Annotated in this window: 14 protein-coding genes; 7 read left to right on the forward strand and 7 right to left on the reverse strand. The window is 59.2% G+C overall.

All coding sequences use genetic code 11. The features are described 5' to 3' along the window. Nucleotides 1–2: 2 nt before the first annotated feature. From J4E00_RS26110 to sdaAB, 4 genes are all read right to left on the reverse strand, one after another. A complete protein-coding gene (locus tag J4E00_RS26110) occupies nucleotides 3–992 on the reverse strand; it encodes an NAD(P)H-dependent glycerol-3-phosphate dehydrogenase (protein WP_236050172.1) in 990 nt (329 codons plus the stop codon). A 183-nt stretch (nucleotides 993–1175) separates the two neighbouring features. After that, a complete protein-coding gene (locus J4E00_RS26115; RefSeq protein ID WP_208178291.1) occupies nucleotides 1176–2585 on the reverse strand; it encodes an efflux RND transporter periplasmic adaptor subunit in 1410 nt (469 codons plus the stop codon). Between the two features lie 102 nt (nucleotides 2586–2687). After that, nucleotides 2688–4253 (reverse strand): TolC family protein, encoded by a 1566-nt coding sequence (locus J4E00_RS26120; RefSeq protein WP_208178292.1) that lies wholly within the window; start codon nucleotides 4251–4253, stop codon nucleotides 2688–2690. Between the two features lie 69 nt (nucleotides 4254–4322). After that, complete coding sequence (sdaAB, locus tag J4E00_RS26125) at nucleotides 4323–5003, reverse strand: L-serine ammonia-lyase, iron-sulfur-dependent subunit beta (protein ID WP_208178293.1); 681 nt, start codon at nucleotides 5001–5003, stop codon at nucleotides 4323–4325. Between the two features lie 224 nt (nucleotides 5004–5227). On the opposite strand from sdaAB, the gene J4E00_RS26130 reads away from it, so the two are divergent. Then, nucleotides 5228–6220 carry a tryptophan 2,3-dioxygenase family protein gene (locus tag J4E00_RS26130; protein ID WP_208178294.1) on the forward strand — a complete coding sequence of 331 codons (993 nt, stop codon included), beginning with the start codon at nucleotides 5228–5230 and terminating at the stop codon, nucleotides 6218–6220. 61 nt (nucleotides 6221–6281) lie between these two features. Continuing rightward, entirely contained in the window at nucleotides 6282–6995 is a 714-nt protein-coding gene (locus J4E00_RS26135) for a DUF2071 domain-containing protein (RefSeq protein WP_236050174.1), read from the forward strand. 23 nt (nucleotides 6996–7018) lie between these two features. Here J4E00_RS26135 and J4E00_RS26140 read toward each other — a convergent pair whose 3' ends face one another. Continuing rightward, on the reverse strand, nucleotides 7019–8329 hold the full coding sequence (locus tag J4E00_RS26140) for an MFS transporter (protein ID WP_208178295.1): 1311 nt from the start codon (nucleotides 8327–8329) through the stop codon (nucleotides 7019–7021). 284 nt (nucleotides 8330–8613) lie between these two features. On the opposite strand from J4E00_RS26140, the gene J4E00_RS26145 reads away from it, so the two are divergent. Together J4E00_RS26145 and J4E00_RS26150 are read left to right on the forward strand one after the other, a co-directional pair. Further along, complete coding sequence (locus J4E00_RS26145; RefSeq protein WP_208178296.1) at nucleotides 8614–10185, forward strand: NAD(P)/FAD-dependent oxidoreductase; 1572 nt, start codon at nucleotides 8614–8616, stop codon at nucleotides 10183–10185. Between the two features lie 259 nt (nucleotides 10186–10444). Next, nucleotides 10445–10804 carry a CoA-binding protein gene (locus J4E00_RS26150; RefSeq protein ID WP_208178297.1) on the forward strand — a complete coding sequence of 120 codons (360 nt, stop codon included), beginning with the start codon at nucleotides 10445–10447 and terminating at the stop codon, nucleotides 10802–10804. A 215-nt stretch (nucleotides 10805–11019) separates the two neighbouring features. Here the strand turns inward: J4E00_RS26150 and J4E00_RS26155 are convergent, their stop codons facing one another. After that, nucleotides 11020–12408 carry a hypothetical protein gene (locus tag J4E00_RS26155; RefSeq protein ID WP_208178298.1) on the reverse strand — a complete coding sequence of 463 codons (1389 nt, stop codon included), beginning with the start codon at nucleotides 12406–12408 and terminating at the stop codon, nucleotides 11020–11022. 294 nt (nucleotides 12409–12702) lie between these two features. Here J4E00_RS26155 and J4E00_RS26160 point away from each other — a divergent pair, with 294 nt between their 5' ends. Continuing rightward, on the forward strand, nucleotides 12703–14973 hold the full coding sequence (locus tag J4E00_RS26160; protein ID WP_208178299.1) for a heavy metal translocating P-type ATPase: 2271 nt from the start codon (nucleotides 12703–12705) through the stop codon (nucleotides 14971–14973). A gap of 128 nt (nucleotides 14974–15101) precedes the next feature. Then, the gene (locus J4E00_RS26165) at nucleotides 15102–16709 is read left to right on the forward strand and encodes a hypothetical protein (RefSeq protein WP_208178300.1); all 1608 of its coding nucleotides are present in this window, start codon (nucleotides 15102–15104) and stop codon (nucleotides 16707–16709) included. 158 nt (nucleotides 16710–16867) lie between these two features. Here J4E00_RS26165 and J4E00_RS26170 read toward each other — a convergent pair whose 3' ends face one another. Next, nucleotides 16868–17317 (reverse strand): hypothetical protein, encoded by a 450-nt coding sequence (locus tag J4E00_RS26170; protein WP_208178301.1) that lies wholly within the window; start codon nucleotides 17315–17317, stop codon nucleotides 16868–16870. A 784-nt stretch (nucleotides 17318–18101) separates the two neighbouring features. Here J4E00_RS26170 and J4E00_RS26175 point away from each other — a divergent pair. Continuing rightward, nucleotides 18102–18662: a sigma-70 family RNA polymerase sigma factor gene (locus tag J4E00_RS26175; protein WP_317196675.1), complete on the forward strand. Its 561-nt coding sequence runs from the start codon at nucleotides 18102–18104 to the stop codon at nucleotides 18660–18662. Nucleotides 18663–18666 lie beyond the last annotated feature (4 nt).

The raw sequence follows: 18666 nt of genomic DNA on the forward strand, positions 1-18666 counted from the left end.
AATTACCGCAGCTTCTCCTTCAGCAGTTCCATTTCCGTGGTTGGCAGCACCTGCTCGTAAAGGATGTTATAGGTCGCCTCCGTAATCGGCATGTTCACTTTGAGCTTCTTGTTCAGCTCGTGAATGGACTTCACGGCGTAGTAGCCTTCGGCAATCATGTTCATTTCCAGCTGCGCTGACTTCACGGAGTAGCCCCGGCCCACCATACCGCCAAACGTGCGGTTGCGCGAGAACTGCGAGTAGGCCGTAACCAGCAAATCGCCGAGGTAGGCCGAAGCCGATAAATCGCGCGCCTGTGGATTGATGGCTTGCAGGAAGCGGCGGATTTCCTGCACCGCGTTGCTCACCAGCACGGCCAGGAAATTGTCGCCGTAGCCCACGCCATGCGCGATGCCGCCAGCCAAGGCAATGATGTTTTTCATCACCGCGCAATACTCAATGCCGTCGAGGTCCTGGGCCGGATGGGCGCGCACGTAGCGGTTGCGCAGCAGCTCGCAGAAATCCAGCGCCAGCCCCGCGTCGGGCGAGCCAATGGTGAGGTAGCTCTGCTTTTCCAGCGCCACTTCCTCGGCGTGGCAGGGGCCGGCGATGACGCCCAGCCGCGTGCGCGGCAGCCGAAACCGCTCGGCCACGTAGTCGGTCACGAGCTGGTTTTTGCTCGGAATCATGCCCTTAATGGCCGAAACCACCTTCTTGTGCTTGAGGGCATCGCGGCCCAGCTTATCAAGTACGGGCTGCACGAAGGCTGCCGGCACCGCCAGCACCAGCCAGTCGGCTTCCTCGATAGCGTCTTCCAAGTCGGTGGTCGGAAAAACCTGGTTCAAATCGAACTGCACGGCCGAGAGATAGCGCGGGTTGTGGCGGGTGCGCAGCAGGTGTTGCACGTCCTCTTTCGAGCGCTGCCACCAGTCGATACGGGCCCCGTTTTCGCTGAGAATTTTGGTGAGTGCGGTGGCCCAGGAGCCGCCGCCGAGCATGGCTATTTTTTCCAAGGAGTGGTGGGAATTGAGCGGGGAGGTTGAAATGGCGCCCTCAAAAAAGAACGTCACGCGGAGCTTGCCGAAGCATCTCTGGCGCAATACTAACCCCAATTAAGCGGATTACTGCGGCAACAGAGATGCTCCGGCAAGCTCCGCGTGACGTGCGATGGATACGTCAGAACGGAGCGGAACCGCTTATTTACCCGCTTCCGGGTCGTCTTTTAGAGCTTCCTTATTCAGAGATTTGGCATCCTTGATATCCACCAAGGCGCCATCTTTCAGGGTCTTGGCCACGGCGCGGAATGGGCCACTCACCACTTGCTGGCCCGCCTGCACCCCGCTCAGAATCTCAATATTCTGGAAGTCGCTGATACCAGTTTTTACCGGCGTCAGTACCGCCTTGCCGTCTTTAATCACGAACACCACTTCCTGAATTTCGGCCTTCGGCGCGGCGCCCGGCTGCACGGCCGTAGCCGTGCCATTGCCCCGGTTCGAGCGTACCTGCGGGCCATTTTTATCGTCACTGCTCGTGTTGGCTGAGTCCGAACGCGTGGTAACCGAAGCCAGCGGTACGCTCAGCACGCCCGATTTACGGTCGGTGATGATGTCTACCGAGGCTGTCATACCCGGGCGGAACGGCACAATAGTCTGGCCCCGTACGGTGCGCACCAGATGCTTGTAGCTCTCGGGTTGCAACCGGATGCGAACCTCAAACTCGGTCACGGCTTCGGCCGTGAGAGCGTCTTTGGCGGTATTGGCAATGTTGGTCACGATGCCCTTGAACTTCTCGTTGCGGGTGCTGTAAGCATCCACGTCCACGTCCACCGAGTCGCCGATGTTCACGTTGTTCACGTCATTCTCATTCACATTCACGCGCACCTCCATGTTGTTGAGGTTGGCAATGCGCATGATTTCAGTGCCAGCCATCTGGGTGGTGCCCACCACGCGCTCGCCCTTCTTCACGTTGAGCTTACTCACCGTGCCGCTCACCGGCGCGTAGATGGTGGTTTTGTTGAGGTTTTTGCGAGCTTCCTCCAGCGAGGCCGAAGCGGCGCTTACGGTGCTCTGCGAAGCCCGAATGGTTTGGCGGGCGCTGTTGATTTCTTCCTGGGAAGCATTGTAGGCCGCCTGGCTGGCTTCGTAGTCGGCCTGCGAAATCACCTTTTGCTTATAAAGCGAAGCGTTGCGGCGGTAAGTCAGCTCCGTTTGCTTAGCCGTGGCCAAGAGCTGTTGCAGGCGGGCCTGGGCCTGGCCCACATTGGCGCGCTGGGTGCCCACCTGGGCGCTTTGCATGGCCACCTGCGCTTGATAGTTGTCGGGCCGGATGCGGAGCAACAGCTGCCCTTTGCGCACCGAGTCCCCTTCCTGCACATAAAGCTCGATGATTTCGCCGGACACGTCGGGCGAAATTTTCACTTCGGTTTCGGGCTGCACCTTACCCGAGGCACTCACTTTTTCCACGATGTTGGCGGGGCCAGCCTTCGCGGCCAGCACTTCAACGCCGGTGGGCTTGCCAATCCAGCCCTTCTTCTTTGCCACGGTGTAGCCCACGATAAGCACCAGCACCACGGCAATCAGCGAATACAGTAAACGGTTGTTTTTCATTGGTTAGTTGTCAGTTTTCAGTTGTCGGTTGTTAGGTTGTTCCAATGCCTGTTATCAGCGGCGACTAGGCCTAACCACTGATAACAAGCAACTAACAACTGCCTAAAGTGTCAGCGGCTTGCCCTGGTAGAACTCCAGCACTTTGCGGCGGAAAATGAAGCTGTACTTGGCCTGAATGCGGTTCGACTCGGCGAAGGTGAGGTTGTTTTTGGTGATGTTGAATTCGGTGCCGTTTAGCAGGCCGTTGTTGAAGCGGATTTCCGCGTTGCGCTGCGTGAGCGTGAGGGCGGTTACCTGGCGCTTGTTGGCTGCGTACTGAAGCTGGGCGGCGCGGGCATCGGCGTAGGCCTGCTCGATGCTCTGGCGCAGCGTGAGGCGGGCCTGCTCGGCGCGCACGGAAGCTACCTGCTCGTTAATAATGGCCCGCTGCACACCCGTGCGGACCTGCAAGCCATTCAAAATCGGCACCGACAGGCTGAATTGAATGGATTTGCCCAGGTTGTTGTTGAGCTGGTCGAAGAAGCGCACCGGCAGCACGTCATAAGTCGGCTGGCCCGGCAATGAGAACGTGTAGCCATTGGTGAACGGGGCTGGATTGCCGGACGCGTCGCGGATTAGGGTAGACAGCGGAATCGGGGTGCCTTCCGAAGTACCGGTAATCACCCGCGATACCGACGACGAAGAGAAACCGGTAAAAATCTGCCCGTTCAAAAACAGGCGCGGGTAGTAAGCACCCCGCGTCAGGTCGATGCTGCGGCGGGCGCTCTGCACCCGTAGCTCGGCCGCTTTTATTTCAGGCAGTCGGCCCGTAGCGCCTTGGTAGGTTTCGTTCAGGTCAATGACGTAGGGGGCTTCCTCGTCGGGGTCGGGCAGCGACGGTACCTCAATCTCAAAGGTTTTGGCCGTGGCCGGGTCAATATTGAGCAGCTGCATGAGCGCCAGCCGGGCCAGGTCGACCTGGTTTTGGGCCGTGATGACGTTCAGCTCGTCGGTGGCCAGCTGCGACTGGCTATCGAGCAGCGTGCTTTCCGGGATGCTGCCGGCTTTGAGCAGGATTTTGGTGCGGGTAATCTGCTCCTGGTCGCTGGCCACGCGGGTCTGGTTAGCCCGTACCAGTTCCTGGGCCAGCATCAGCTGCAAAAACTGGGAGGCCACGTTCAAACTCAAATCGTTTTTAGCCTTTGCAATGTCCTGCACGCTGGCTTCCAAGTCCAGCGCGTTGCGCTTAATGGTATTGCGCAGCTGAAATCCCTGAAACAGCGCCAGCTGCGACACCGCCGAGAAGTTGTTGGCCCGCACCGTCTGGCTCTGGTACTCAAAGGTGAGCGGGTTCACGCTCGTACCAAATTGCCAGTTTTGGGTCCCGTTGAGGTTGACCGTGGGCAGCAACGCGGCGCGGCTTTGCTTCAGCACCTGTTGGTTGCTCTGGGCCGTCAGCTCGTTCTGGCGCACCCCGAGGTTGTGCTCCAACGCATAGTCTACGGCGCGTTGCAGCGTCCAGGGCCCGGTTGCTGGCTGGGCCGGGCTGCTCAGCGCGGCGGCCGGCGGCGAAGCCGGAATGGCCGGTGACTGCGCCCAGGCAGCCGGAGCCAGCAGCAGGTTCAGGCCCAGGCTGGCCAGCGCCAGGGCGCGGGGCGAATAGGCAGCAGTGGTAATCCTTGTTTTCATTTTGCAGAAAATTGGGTGCTTGGTAGTAGCATAATCGGTTTCGGGCCGCTTTTATTACATTGTTCGGCGCTAGTCCAACGTCGGAATGTAGGTGATGCGCTGCACCCAGTTTAGCTGACGCAAATAAGCCAGTGTTATTTCTTTGATGGGGCTGTCCATCTCGATAAACTGCCGGGCGGCGTCGTTGCGGCCCTTTCGGCTCACAAACATGGTGGCAATATTGCACTGGTCGTGGGCAATGACGGAGGCAATGAAAGCGATGGAGCCCGGCACATCGTCGGCATCAATCATCAGGGTGTGCAGTGCGCCCGAAAAATCGGCCGGGAAGCCGTCTACTTCCACAATGCGAATCACGCCGCCGCCCCGGCTCTGGCCCACCACCTCCACGCGGTGCCCGGTGGTGCCGTCCACCAAGTTCAGCTTAATGGTGTTCGGGTGCATGGTCGAGGCGTTGCCCACGCTTTGGAACGTGTAGCGCAGCCCGGCGGCCTCGGCGTGTTCAAAAGCGGTGCGAATGCGGGTATCGTCGGGTGCGTAGCCGAGCAAGCCGGCCACTATGGCGCGGTCAGAACCGTGGCCCTCGTAGGTGCGGGCAAAAGAGTTGTAGAAGGTCACCACGGCTTCGGTGGGCAGCGCACCCAGGATGCGAATGGCCGCACGGGCAATGCGCACCACCCCGGCCGTATGCGACGAGCTAGGCCCAATCATTACGGGCCCAATCATATCAAAAATACTGGATTTTTCGGCCATTTTATTGCACCACTCGCTTGGTTGAAGAGCTAAAAATAGTGGGCGCGACGTGCCGGCTCAATTCTTTTAACTCAGGATTTAGGGACAAAGATGCGGCGCAACCGCAATGGTTGCGAATTGTTCGGCAAGCCGCGTAAATAAGGGCCCTTGAAACCTCAGTATTTTGACGATATTTGCCCCGGCCCCACCCAGCCGTGTCTCCCTCCCACCTTACCGCTTTTTCCATGTCCGCCTCTCCCACCCAGGAGGAATTTTCTCCCGCCGTGCTGGCGCAGCTGCGCCGGCTTCAGGAAAAATACTCCCCCGACGGCCAGGACCTCGCCGCCTACCTCGAAGGTCTGTACCACGCCAAATACATCAACTACTGGGATTATATTGAGTTAGACACTTTACTCTCTCTCCAACGCCCGCTCACCAACATCCCCGATGAGCGGATTTTTATCATGTACCACCAGATTTCGGAGCTGTATTTTAAGCTCTGTCTCTGCGAGTACGAGCAGATTGGCAACCTCACCCAGCCCACCTTGGGCGAAGTCGTGCTGCGCATTGGCCGCATCAACCGCTACTTCGACAACCTCATCGACTCGTTCGATGTAATGGTCGATGGCATGGACAAGCAGCAGTTTCTCGACTTCCGCATGGCCCTAATGCCTGCTTCGGGCTTTCAGTCGGTGCAGTACCGCATGATTGAGATTGCCAGCACCGCGCTCGAAAACCTCACCGACCAGGTGAAGCGCCAGACCCTGGGCCAGGCCGATGCCCACGATTTCGACCAGCTCCTGGGCTGCATCTACTGGAAAGCCGGGGCTACCGTCGAAGCCAGCGGTGCCAAGGCACTTACCCTTATCGAGTTCGAGCGCAAGTACACCGCCGAGCTCGTGCGCCACGCCGAAGCTTACCACCAGCGCAACGTATGGGCCGTGGTGCAGCGCCTACCCGAGGCCGACCAACGCCATCCCCGCCTGGTGCGCGCCCTGCGCCAGCTCGACGTGAGCGTGAACGTGAACTGGCCCCTGATGCACTTCAAATCGGCCGTGCGCTACCTCCAGCGCAACCCCGTGGACGTGGCGGCCACCGGCGGCACCAATTGGCGCAGCTACCTGCCGCCCAAATTCCAGCGCCGTATTTTCTACCCCCAGCTCTGGAGTGCCCAAGAGCTTGAAGACTGGGGCAAAGGCTGGGTAGAAAGCGTGCTGGAAGAAGGCGTGGGCGTGTAATAAACGTCCAAAAAGCCACAAGGCTGCAAAGTAATCAGCACGGCCCTGCGTCTTGCTGGTTATGATGAAAGCACCCCTGCTAACTGGTCTGATTGACCGCCGGATTCTTCTAAATTTTCGGGCAGCCCCGGAAGTCGTGAACCAACTGCTACCTCACCCATTTCGGGCGCAACAGGTGCAGGGCATGGCCATTGTGGGCATTTGCCTGATACGTCTGCGCCATGAGCGCATCAAGGGCTTGCCGCCGGTTTTTGGGCTGGCCTCGGAAAATGGCGCGCACCGGATTGCGGTGGAATGGGAGGCGAATGGCCACCTGCACAGCGGAGTCTACATCCCCCGGCGCGATACTTCCTCGGCGGTAAATGCCTTGGTGGGCAACCAGCTGTTGGGCATTCATTACCACAGTACGTTTTTGGTAGCGGAAGCCGGTGGCCGGTACGCCATCTCATTTCAAAGCGCCGACGGCACGCAGCTGACCGTAAAAGCCCAGGAAACGGACGTGTGGCCCACAACCAGCCTATTCGCTGACCAGGACCAGGCCTCCGACTTCTTTCGTCGGGGGGCGGCCGGGTATTCGCCCCGCGCTTCCGGTGCGGGTTTCGATGGCGTCGAATTGCAAACCACCCAATGGAAAGTCTCACCGTTGGCCGTGCAGCACGTTTCGTCCAGCTTTTTCGCGGATAGCTCGCGCTTCCCGGTGGGCTCGGTGGTATTTGACAATGCGCTGCTGATGCGGGACGTATCGCACGACTGGAAGCGTCTGCCTGCCTTGTGAAAATCGGCGCAGGCTCCGGCCGGCTAGTCGGCGGCCATTGTGCCCTTTTCGGCGCGCGTCTCCCCCATTCGCCAGTATACGAGCAGCGACAGAAAGGCACAGCCCGTCACGTACCAATAAAACCATTCCTCTACGCCGCGCTCTTTGGCAAAGAGGGCTACGTATTCGGCGGTACCACCAAATATGGCTACGGTCAGGGCGTATGGCAAGCCTACACCCAGTGCCCGGATTTCGGTCGGAAACAATTCGGCCTTTACCACTGCGCTGATGGAGGTGTAAGCACTGACCACGAACAGCGCTGCAATGAGCAGGCCCGCTGCCATCCCGGCGTCGTGCGTGTGGGCCAGCAAGCGTAGCAGCGGCACCGTGCCCAACGTTGCCCCGACGCCAAACAACAAAAGCACCGGCCGGCGCCCAACCTTATCGGAAATGGCGCCCATCAACGGCTGAAAAAGTAGTGCAACCGCCATCACACCGAATGAAATCAGGGTAGCCTGCTCCTTGCTGAAACCAGCCGTATTGACCAAGAACTTCTGGGCGTAGGTGGTGAAGGTATAGAATGCCAGCGTACCGCCCAGCGTGAGCCCCACCACCGTGAGCACGGCCTTCGGATGCTGAAGTAGTACCTGTAGCTGGTCAGGTTTGGGCGTGTTTTCTAACGCTGGGCCGGTTGCGCCTTGCTGTTCGAAAGCGGCGGTTTCGGCCATGTGAGTACGCAGATAAAGCGCCCCAAGCGCGGCCGCCGCTCCAATCACGAAGGGGACTCGCCACCCCCACGCACTCATTTCATCAGCGGTCAGCACCTGCTGCAATCCCAACTGCACCGTCAGGGCCAGCAACTGCCCCCCCATGAGCGTGAGGTATTGGAAGCTGGACCAGAAGCCCCGGTGGCGCGCCCCCGCCATCTCGCTCAGGTAAGTGGCCGAAGTGCCGTATTCACCGCCCACGCTGATGCCCTGTACCAGCCGAGCCAGCAGCAACAGCATCGGAGCAGCCACCCCAATGCGGGCATAACTGGGGGTGGCTGCAATCAGCAATGAGCCGCCAGCCATGAGCTGCACCGATAGCAGCAGCGCCGCCCGGCGCCCGTGGCGGTCGGCGTATGCTCCCAACAACCAAGCGCCCAAAGGCCGCATCAGAAAGCCTACCGCAAAAATTGCTGCCGTATTAAGCAGCTGCGCAGTGGCACTGCCTTTCGGAAAAAACACCGGTGCGAAATAGAGGGCAAAGGCAGAGTAGGCATACCAATCATACCATTCCACTAGGTTGCCAATGGAGCCACTGATGATAGAGCGCAGCCGTGAAACGGTAGTGGAAGCATTAGGTGTTGTCATGAAGCAAATAAACAGCTTAGCGTGCAGCGCCGACGTCACGTTAGTCAAGTTAGCGGAACGAGTGCTCTATCAGCTTTGCTTCGGCTGAACCAAACTTGGAAAATCAGGCTAAGCAAACGGCCTGTGACGAGGCTTTATTAAGAGTGGAAGCTAAGCTCCAAGGTATTGGTGATGTTTGTCCAAATAGCTTCCAATCCTTTGGGAGGAGCCGTACTGTAGCTTTGTATAATAATTGTCAGAAAGCCAGAAAACCCTAAAGGATAGCCACCTTTCTTATTACACAAATGTTAAAACAAGAAATTGAATTATTGCTCACTCCCGAAATAGCTTTTGATGAGCTAGCTCGATATGATGCTATTCTTTCACAAGCGGGCGTCAAACCAGGGGAGGCTGATTTTGTGCATTTAAAGCGCCGTTCCATTGATGCGAGGGGCCGCCAGCCTCTCGTGCGCTTGCGAGCAGACATCTACAGCAGCAGGCCACCAGCCGAGTTGTTTGGGCCCTGGTTTTTTTATCCAAATGTTAAATCAAATTCACAAAAGACTATAGTCGTTGGTGCAGGGCCGGCAGGGCTTTTTGCTGCGTTGCGCTGCATCGAGTTGGGCATAAAACCAATCGTGCTGGAGCGCGGGCGCGACGTGCGCGCCCGTCGGCGCGACCTTGCGGCCATCAACAAAGAGCAGCAAGTCAATCCCGATTCTAACTACTGTTTTGGTGAAGGCGGCGCCGGCACTTATTCGGATGGCAAGCTTTATACCCGGGCTACCAAACGCGGCGACGTAGGCCGGGTGCTGCGCCGGCTGGTGCAACACGGCGCCACGCCCGACATTCTGGTGGATGCCCACCCCCATATCGGCACCAATAAACTGCCGGCCGTGGTGCAGGCCTTGCGCGAGGCCATCATTGAGGCCGGCGGTGAAGTCCGGTTCGATACCCGCGTGACCGACCTGCTCCTGGAAAACAACCAGCTGCGTGGCGTGGTGACGGCGGCGGGCGAAGCCATTGAAGCGGAAGCCACCATTCTAGCCACCGGTCATTCGGCCCGCGACATCTACGAGCTGCTGCATCGGCGCGGCGTACTTATCGAAGCCAAGCCCTTTGCGCTGGGCGTGCGCGTCGAACACCCGCAGGAACTCATCGACCAGGCCCAGTATCGGCGGGCCGAGCGCGGGCTGCTGCCGGCCGCTTCTTACTCGCTGGTACACCAAACCGAGGTGCGTGGGCAGCAGCGCGGCGTGTTTTCGTTTTGCATGTGCCCGGGTGGGTTCATTGTGCCAGCGGCCACTGCCCCGGGCGAAGTGGTGGTGAACGGCATGAGCCCAAGCCGGCGCGACTCGCGCTTTGCCAATTCCGGTATTGTGGCCGCCGTGGAGCTATCCGATATGGATGTGGCGCAGCATGGTCCTTTGGCGGGGCTGCACTTCCAGCAGCAAATTGAGCAGCTGGCTTGCCAGGCAGCCGGCGGCACCCAGCGCGCCCCCGCGCAGCTGCTGGGCGATTTCCTGAAAAACAAACCCTCGGCCCATCTGCTGGAAACATCTTACCAACCCGGGCTGGTGAGCGTGCGCATGGACGAGGTGCTGGGCCCCGTGCTGGCCGAGCGACTGCGCCAGGGCTTCCGCGACTTCGGCCGCAAGATTCCGGGCTACGCAACCAACGCGGCGCAGATTGTGGGCGTCGAAAGCCGCACCTCCGCTCCCATCCGCATTCCGCGTGATAAGGACACGCTACAGCACCCGGTGGTGGCGGGCCTGTTTCCGTGCGGCGAGGGGGCCGGCTACGCGGGCGGCATTGTATCGGCCGCTATGGACGGCGAGCGCTGCGCAGAAGCAGTGGCCGCGCTGGCGCGTCGCTGAGTTTCTGGCGGCAGTTTTTTTTCTGTCATCCGGAGCACAGCGAAGGACCTTGTCATGTTCGAACCTGTTCTACTCGTCACGCAGTATGGTGCGGGCCGTGGTTCCCCTGCTCGTCGTTTCACAAGTATCACCGGGCTTGAATAACGCAAGCGCGATACCCTCTTCGCTGCGCTCCGGACAGCCAGAATAGCAACCTATCCTTTCCAAATCTCGAACAACCAGTTTCCATCCTTTTCGAACCATCAAGTCTCGACTTATTATGAAAAAGACCATTGTGCTCGGTGCCTCCGACAATCCCTCCCGCTATTCCTTCCGGGCGGCCCACATGCTGAAAAAACACGGCCACGAGGTGGTGCCGGTGGGTATTCGCAAGGGTGAGGTAGCTGGCCTGCCCATTCATACCGACCGGCCGCAGGAGCAAGACGTGGATACCGTGACGCTCTACGTCGGCCCGCAAAACCAGCCCGGCTGGTATGACTACATTCTCGACCTCAAACCCAAGCGCATCCTGTTCAACCCCGGCACCGAAAACCCGGAACTGGAGCGCCTAGCCCACCAGCATGGCATCCGGACGGAAGAGGCCTGCACGCTGGTGCTGCTCTCGATTGGGCAGTACTAATTAACCCAAGTTGTGGAGCAGCCATAACGCGGCGACAAGTTTGCAGAGTATATATTAATTAAGAATAAAGCCGCGTAGCGGAGACAGAATTCCACCGGGCTCTGTCTCCGCTACGCGGCTTTATTGGCTTGTTGCATTTCCTACAAACCTGGCACCGCACGGCGGCCATTCGAATAAGTAATAGTTGCGTCAGCCTGGCTGCCCCATCTCAACCTTTATTTATTGGCCAATAAATGTGCCCGAAAACGCGGCTCAACGGTGTGCTTGATGTGGTCGGAAAGCAGGAAGCATCCCAGCACGAACCATCCAAACAGCAGCATGGTCACGAGTGCGCGACGGCCTTGAAATGCCCACGCTGGCCACTGGCCAAAAGCTACTAATGCCAGAAGCAGCAAGTGTAGCGGCAGCAAAAACCGCGCTTCCATGCTCATGGGAATAACGGCCAGACAGGGTAGCAGCAGTGCCGCTAGCACCAGCGTTTCGCGGAGCGTGGGCCGGCGGCGCAATGCCACCAGTACCGCCCAAAACCAAAGACTATAGTTAAGAAGTTGTCGCCAAACAGACGGCTCCCAGCGTTTCAGGTAGGGTGTGGGGTGGCTGATGTCGAGGCCAGCAAACAGGTGCCGGCCATACACGCCGGCCACAACCACGGGGTGCCGCAACACCAGCCGCAGGTACTGCGTCGGCGAATCAATCTCAGTGAGCTGCTCGGCCCGCAGCACGGCGGCGCCGGCAGCATCCAGAAACAATAGCTGCCCGGTGGGCAGCTCTCTTCCAACCGAAGACTCGTATTTTTCGTGCAGCAGGCCCCATTTCAGCTTTTGTAGGTAGAGGTTGTGAATGTTGAGCGCCTTGGACTGCGATAGCACTAGCGGCGTGTTGGCTTGAAAATGCCGTTGGTTTATCAACCATTGCGGGGCCAGCACTACCGCAACGCCAAGCACCAGCAGGCCAAATCGTGGCCCCCAGCTTGCCCGCGGCAACTGCCATAGCAGTAGCGCCAGCACCGGTACCACGGAGGCCAGATAAATTGGTCGGATGTTGACGGCCAGGGCGAGCAGCAGCCCAGTCGCCAGCGCTGCGCCGGTACTACGCCGCTGCGCCAGCCACAGGGCGGCCCCCAGCGCCAGCAACGCCGGGAAATCAGAAAGCGAAAAGTTGAAGTAGCCGCGCCAGAACACGAACCCCAGCGCCGCCCACGCCAGCCGCCGGGCCAGCGACGGCAGCACCGCCGCGCCCGTAGCAGCCCGCCACAGCCGGGGTCCCACCACGCCAAACAGCACCCCGGCTAGCCCGGCATTGAGCAGCTTCACCACCGTCACCGCCTCCCAGCTAAGGGCCTTGCGCACGGCCAGACACAAGAAATTTACCAGCGGATAGGTGTAGCCGCGCATGGCATCATCGTAGGCCAGGAACTGGAAACGGCCATTCTGGTAGAAGCGGTGGCTCAGCTGCCAATAATCCTCGGCGTCATAAAACAGGTTATGATATTCAGAGGTGAACAGGTAGAGGCTGTAGACAGCGGCAATGGCAGCAGCAAGTCCGGCTTCCTGTCGCCACGTCGAAATCGGCTGGGGCGAACGGGGCGGGAAGGAACTGGCCATTGGGAAGTGCTACGGAACAAAAACGCCGGAATGTGGGCGGGGTAAAGTTCGCATCAATACAGCTGTTCATGCTTTTGCAGTTGAAGCTATTTACGAGTTTAGACGCCCGTCATCCTGAGCATTCTGCTTTATGCGTAGAATGCTCAGGATGACGGGCCGCGCTCAAGCCAGCATGCAAATCCATTAGATGGGTCAAATCCTGCATGTTTTAAGCCTGATTTCGTACCACCACCGGGCTGGGCCAGCCGTTCCTTTGCATAGTGTTAACGCGCCATTGTAGCGCACCTCATTACGATGCTACCCACTCCCGAAACTACCACCCTCGACATTGAAGGCATGAGCTGCGCGGCTTGCGCGGCAGCCGTCGAAAAGTCACTGGCTCGCACGCCTGGCGTGCAAAGTGCGCTGGTCAACTACGCCACCGAGAAGGCCACCGTGCAGTATTCACCTACCGAAGCCTCCCCCGCCAGCCTAAAAGCGGCCGTGGAAAATGCCGGCTACGCCGTAGCCGAACGCGCCCCCGAAACCAGCGCGGCCGAACGGCAGGCTGAAATCGATACCCAGAAAGCTACCGCCTACCATCAGCTAAAGCGGCGTTTTGGCGTGGCTGCCGGGCTGGCCGCCGTCATCATGCCGCTGAGCATGCTCATGCTGTGGCCCGCCATGATGGCCCGCCTCAGCATGCCGCTGGTGAACTGGGGGCTGCTGCTGCTCACATTGCCCGTGCTGCTTTACAGCGGGCGAGAGTTTTACGTATCGGCCTGGAATGGCTTGCGGCACCGCACCGCAAATATGGATACGCTGATTGCCGTGGGAACGGGGGCGGCGTTTTTATATAGCCTGGCCGCCACCGTGGCCCCTGGCTTTTTCATCAGTCAGGGTCTCCGGCCGGAAGTGTACTACGACACCACGGCTACCATCATCGCCCTGATTTTGCTGGGCAAGGTGCTGGAGCTACGGGCCAAGACCCAAACCTCGGCCGCTATGCGCAGCCTGCTGGGTCTGCAAGCGAAAACCGCCCGTGTATTGCGCCCCAACGGCCAGGAACTAGATGTGCCCATTGCCCAGGTACAGCCCGGAGATGTAGTGCTGGTGCGCCCCGGCGAAAAAGTAGCCACCGACGGCGAAATCATCGAAGGCACATCGGCTATCGACGAAGCCATGCTGACCGGCGAGAGCCTGCCCGTAACTAAAAAAGCCGGCGACCCGGTCTTCGGTGCTACTCTAAACAAGACCGGGGCCTTCCGCTTCCGTGTCACCAAAATCGGGGCCGATACCATGCTTTCGCAGATTGTGAAGCTGGTAGAAGACGCGCAAGGCAGCCGTGCGCCCATCCAGCGGCTGGCCGATAAAGTCAGTGCGGTATTTGTGCCCACAGTAGTGGTCATCGCCGTTCTCACCTTCGTGCTGTGGCTCAATTTGGCCCCGGTGGGCACGCGGATGCCGCTGGCGTTGGTCAACTTTGTGTCTGTGCTCATCATTGCCTGTCCCTGCGCCTTGGGGCTGGCCACGCCCACGGCCATTATGGTAAGCACTGGCAAGGGCGCAGAAAACGGCGTCCTCATCCGCAACGCCGAAGCTCTCGAAAAAGCTTATCAGGTGAACACCGTGCTGCTCGACAAAACCGGTACCATCACCCGGGGCGAACCCGCCGTGATTGATTTCTGGGCTGTACCCGGCCAGGCAGCCGGCTCGGTGCTGGCGCTGGTAGCCGCCGTGGAGCGGCAGTCGGAGCACCCGCTGGCGGCGGCCGTGGTGCGCCATGCTGAAGCTGAAGCAGTCGAAACACTGTCGGCTACCGGTTTTCAGGCCATCGAAGGCAAGGGGGCCACAGCCAAAGTAGCGGGCCAGACGGTCCTCATTGGCAATGCCCGTCTGTTGGCAGATACGGGAATCGTGCTGCCGCAGGAGCTACATGCACAAGCCAGCCAACTGCTGGGCCAGGCCAAAACCGTGCTCTACGTGGCGGTAGCCGGTCAGGCGGCGGGCCTCATCGGCGTAGCCGACACGGTGCGCGACACCTCGGCCGCCGCCATCCGGCAGCTTCAGCAAATGGGGCTGGAAGTAGTAATGATGACCGGCGACAATGCCCAAACTGCCGCCCAGGTGGCTGCGCAGGTGGGCATCGGGCGCTACTTTGCTGAAGTGCTGCCCGCCGATAAATCAGCCAAAGTAAAAGAACTGCAAGCCGAAGGCCGCGTGGTGGCCATGGTGGGCGACGGCATCAACGACGCGCCAGCCCTGGCGCAGGCCGACATTGGCCTGGCCATGGGCGCCGGCACCGATGTGGCCCTGGAAGCCGCCGGCATCACCCTCATGCGCTCGGATTTGCAGGGTGTGGTTACGGCTATTGAGCTTTCGCGCCAAACCATGCGCACCATCAAGCAAAACCTGTTTTTCGCCTTCGTATATAATACGCTGGGTATTCCGATTGCGGCGGGGGTACTTTATCCGGCATTCGGCATCCTGCTTTCGCCCATGCTGGCGGCAGGCGCAATGGCGCTCAGCTCCGTTTCGGTCCTCACCAATTCGCTACGGTTGCGCGGGTTTGCGGTGAAAAGCTAGCGCCTGGGGCGGCGTTTCTACGGCGAGGCTTTAACGCAATAAAACCAAACCAGGGCCGCAGCACGCTGCATTCGCGCAAAGTGCCGCCGCTAATGGATGGCCCCTGTCGACGCATTACTTCCTTTATCATGAAAACTCGCACCCTTACTTCCATTGGCCTCTTCTTGAGCACGGCGGCTTTGGGCCAGCATACCATGCCTGGTATGGACATGTCGGCCCCCATGCCCAAGGCACCCGCAGCGAAACCAAAACCGGCTCCCCAAAAGACGCGCTCCGCTAAACCGGCCACCCTGCCCCGCGCCACGGCCCAGCCCACCGATACTGCGCGTCAGAAAACTGCTCCCGCGCCAACCATGCCGGGAATGGATATGCCTACGCCGGCTGTCGCGTCGCCATCGGGCCATGAAATGCATGGCGACATGAGTGCCGCCGATATGGCGGGCATGGCCCACGACAGCAGCGGCGGCATGATGATGCACCTGCGCAACTCATTTTCACGAAACCTGCCGATGACGCGGCAGGGCTCCGGCACGAGCTGGCACCCCGATTCGTCGCCGATGTACATGCAGATGTACCAGCCCAGCGGCTGGGATGTGATGCTGATGTACTCCGTTTTTCTGCGCTACACCCGTCAGAACTTCACCCACGACGACCAACGCGGCGACGCCAACCTGCGGGCTAACTCCTATATAATGGGCATGGCCAACCACCTGATGGGCCAGCGCGGGCTGTTCAGCATTCAGGCCATGGTATCGGCCGACCCGCTCACGGTGGGTGGCGCAGGCTACCCGCTGCTGTTCCAGACCGGCGAGTCGTGGAAGGGCGAAAAGCTGCACGACCACCAGCACCCACACGACCTGCTGAGTGCCCTGGCCGTAGGCTACACCTATGCCGCCAGCCCCAACGTGGACCTAACCGCTTACCTGGGCTACCCCGGCGAACCGGCCATTGGCCCACCCGTGTTCATGCACCGGCCCTCGGCGGCTAGTTTGCCGACCGCACCGCTGGGCCACCATTGGCAGGACGCGACGCACATTCAGTTTGGGGTGGCCACCTTGGGCGTGCGCTACCGCAATGCCAAGCTCGAAGGCTCCTTATTTACGGGCCGCGAGCCCAATGAAAACCGCTACAGCTTCGACCGGCCGCGCTTCGACTCCTACAGCGCCCGTCTTTCGGTAAACCCATCCGCCAATCTGGCGTTGCAAGTGTCGGCCGCGCACCTCAAGAGCCCCGAAGAGCTGGAGCCGGCTGACAACGTGGACCGGACCTCGGCCTCGGTGCTGCACAACGTGAACGTGGGCAAGGAAAGTATCCTGTCGTCCGCCTTCGTATGGGGCATGAACCGCCATAGCGGCACCGATGAGGCCACTTATTCGAATTCCTTCCTATTGGAAAGCAACCTACAGGCGAAGCAATTCAATCTCTTTACCCGTCTCGAAACCCTGCAGTTGAATTACGACGAGCTACTGCTGACTGCCCTCTCGGACCACGACGCCCACGCCAACCGCCAGGTGGCGGCCTTCACGCTGGGCGCCTCTAAATACGTCGCCAAAACCAAAGCAGGTTGGCTCGACCTCGGCCTCACGGGCACACTGAACACGTTCGACAGCAGCAACACGACGTTGGTGCAAGCCTACGGCAAAAACCCGCTTTCCTTTGAGGTGTATCTGCGCTTTATCGCGCCGCGCATGAGCATGCACATGGGTGGAGGGAAACACACCGGCCACATGATGTGAGCACCGGCTCAATTAGTTGGTTTCCCATTTTTAGTAGGATTGAGGAGGAAAAGCTCCCACTTATTAGGAGCGCCCTTGCAGTGGCGGCCCCGCTTCTGGCGCTTGCGACGTAGTCCTCCGGATGGCTACATCGTAAGCGCCGCTTCGCGTTATCTGGATTAGAGGGCGGCCGAGGCTACAGCTTTGTCGCCGGTCTGGTTGTTCTGCTCACGTACCGAAATGGTAGCGTTTTGGGCTTGCACCTGCACGGCGTAACGATACCGTTCGCGACCTACACGTACCAGTACGGCATATTCACCGGCGGGCAGGCTAGCGAAGTTCAGTTTGGTGCCGTACGAAGACTGGTGGTTGATTTCGTTGGAGAGGCAGGTCTGGCTGCTCATCTGCACCACTTGCACCTGCATGCGCTGCTGGGAGGGATTTTCAACGGTCATCATCAGGTTTGCGGAATCGGTTTTGGTGTGAACCGATTGGGCCTGCTGCGCTTGAGCGGGGCTGCTGGCGGCCAAGCCAAAACCAGCTACCAGGCCGAGTACAGCGCGGCGGATGGTACGTTGCGAGAAGGTGGCCGAAGTTTGGGCGGTGCGGAAGTTGATGAACGATTTCATGGCGGTTGTGAAGAAAAAGGTGTGAATTGAAAGTTGAGAACTGGTGGTTTGTAGTGGTTACCGGCTAAGGCATTCAATCATTACAGCCGGTTGTAACTTTTTTTTCTGGTTGCGCTAAAAGCCGGCTTCCGGTGGGCTGCGGCTGGCGTGGGCCGGGTGCTGGTGGCGGTAAGTTCTCATGGTGTTTAGAGAAATAGGCTGGCTTGGGGTGCCGCTCCTACCCTTCCGGGTCAGGTTCTGGCAGGGTAGCGGGTGGTCTTTGGTACAGGCTGTCATCAGCTACCTTGCTAAGAACAGAACAAATGTAAAGCAGGTACTTTGTAAAGCAAGGTACTGTTTCAAAAAACTTTTGCCAAGCGCTGCTTTGTTATGTATTAACCCTTGGATGTGAGTGAGTAGCCTGTTAAAAAAAATTTACAGCTTTTGCGGGCTTTGCTATTTCCGCTTCCGCTTTACGACCACAAAGATGCAGGGAGCCAGAGGCGGGTTGCCTAAGTGCCCAATTATTTCTCTGTTATTCCAATGTAAAATCCCAGATTGGTTTGTACAACCAGCCGTTCGGACGGCTCCGCCGTCCGAACGGGCCACCTATATATCATCCCCGCAGCTGCTCCAATGTGCTGAGCGCAATAAGGTCCTATGCGGTGCTTAGAATGCCAGGTGATGCACGCAAAACGCCTTATTGCGCTCAGCGCGACACCGGCAAAACCTTTTTCATCCCCTAAGGCAACCATTGCTCCTACTTTCGCATCTGACGCGCTAACTCACCAACCTTTCTGCTCCCGTGGCCACTCTTACCGTGATGACCGAAGCCGACCTCATCGCTGCTTGTGTGCGAGGCGAGCACCGGGCCCAGCGCCAGCTCTACGACCAATTGGCCGGACTGATGCTTACCGTGTGCCGTCGCTACCTCAAGCGCCGCGAAGACGCCGAAGAAGCCCTGATTCTGGGGTTCGCCAAGATGTTTCGGGCCCTGCCCAACTACCGGTTCGAAGGTAGTTTTGAGGGCTGGGTGCGCCGCATCATGGTAAATGAGGCCCTGATGCAGCTGCGCCAGCGCGAGATGATGACCGTCTCATTCGAGGATTTTGCCCAACCCGAAAACCTGGCTACTACCGCCGCGACCGCCGAAACCCAACTGCAGGCCGAAGACTTAATGAGTCTGCTGGCCACGCTGCCCGTTGGCTACCGCACGGTGTTCAACCTTTATGCCTTGGAAGGCTACGGCCACCAGGAAATTGCCGAGCTGCTGGGCATCAGCGAAGGCACCAGCAAATCGCAGCTGAGCAAGGCCCGCGCCATGCTTCAGCGCCGCGTGCAATTCTCGACGCTTAATCCGAACTAATTAT

This window comes from Hymenobacter negativus, assembly GCF_017571495.1.
Taxonomy (GTDB): Bacteria; Bacteroidota; Bacteroidia; order Cytophagales; family Hymenobacteraceae; genus Hymenobacter; species Hymenobacter negativus.

What these genes read in the sequence shown, in the direction of transcription:
- J4E00_RS26115 (WP_208178291.1), bottom strand. Translation starts at nt 2,585, where the DNA reads ATGAAAAACAACCGTTTACTGTATTCGCTGATTGCCGTGGTGCTGGTG.
- J4E00_RS26120 (WP_208178292.1), bottom strand. Translation starts at nt 4,253, where the DNA reads ATGAAAACAAGGATTACCACTGCTGCCTATTCGCCCCGCGCCCTGGCG.
- sdaAB (WP_208178293.1), bottom strand. Translation starts at nt 5,003, where the DNA reads ATGGCCGAAAAATCCAGTATTTTTGATATGATTGGGCCCGTAATGATT.
- J4E00_RS26130 (WP_208178294.1), top strand. Translation starts at nt 5,228, where the DNA reads ATGTCCGCCTCTCCCACCCAGGAGGAATTTTCTCCCGCCGTGCTGGCG.
- J4E00_RS26135 (WP_236050174.1), top strand. Translation starts at nt 6,282, where the DNA reads ATGATGAAAGCACCCCTGCTAACTGGTCTGATTGACCGCCGGATTCTT.
- J4E00_RS26140 (WP_208178295.1), bottom strand. Translation starts at nt 8,329, where the DNA reads ATGACAACACCTAATGCTTCCACTACCGTTTCACGGCTGCGCTCTATC.
- J4E00_RS26145 (WP_208178296.1), top strand. Translation starts at nt 8,614, where the DNA reads ATGTTAAAACAAGAAATTGAATTATTGCTCACTCCCGAAATAGCTTTT.
- J4E00_RS26150 (WP_208178297.1), top strand. Translation starts at nt 10,445, where the DNA reads ATGAAAAAGACCATTGTGCTCGGTGCCTCCGACAATCCCTCCCGCTAT.
- J4E00_RS26155 (WP_208178298.1), bottom strand. Translation starts at nt 12,408, where the DNA reads ATGGCCAGTTCCTTCCCGCCCCGTTCGCCCCAGCCGATTTCGACGTGG.
- J4E00_RS26160 (WP_208178299.1), top strand. Translation starts at nt 12,703, where the DNA reads ATGCTACCCACTCCCGAAACTACCACCCTCGACATTGAAGGCATGAGC.
- J4E00_RS26165 (WP_208178300.1), top strand. Translation starts at nt 15,102, where the DNA reads ATGAAAACTCGCACCCTTACTTCCATTGGCCTCTTCTTGAGCACGGCG.
- J4E00_RS26170 (WP_208178301.1), bottom strand. Translation starts at nt 17,317, where the DNA reads ATGAAATCGTTCATCAACTTCCGCACCGCCCAAACTTCGGCCACCTTC.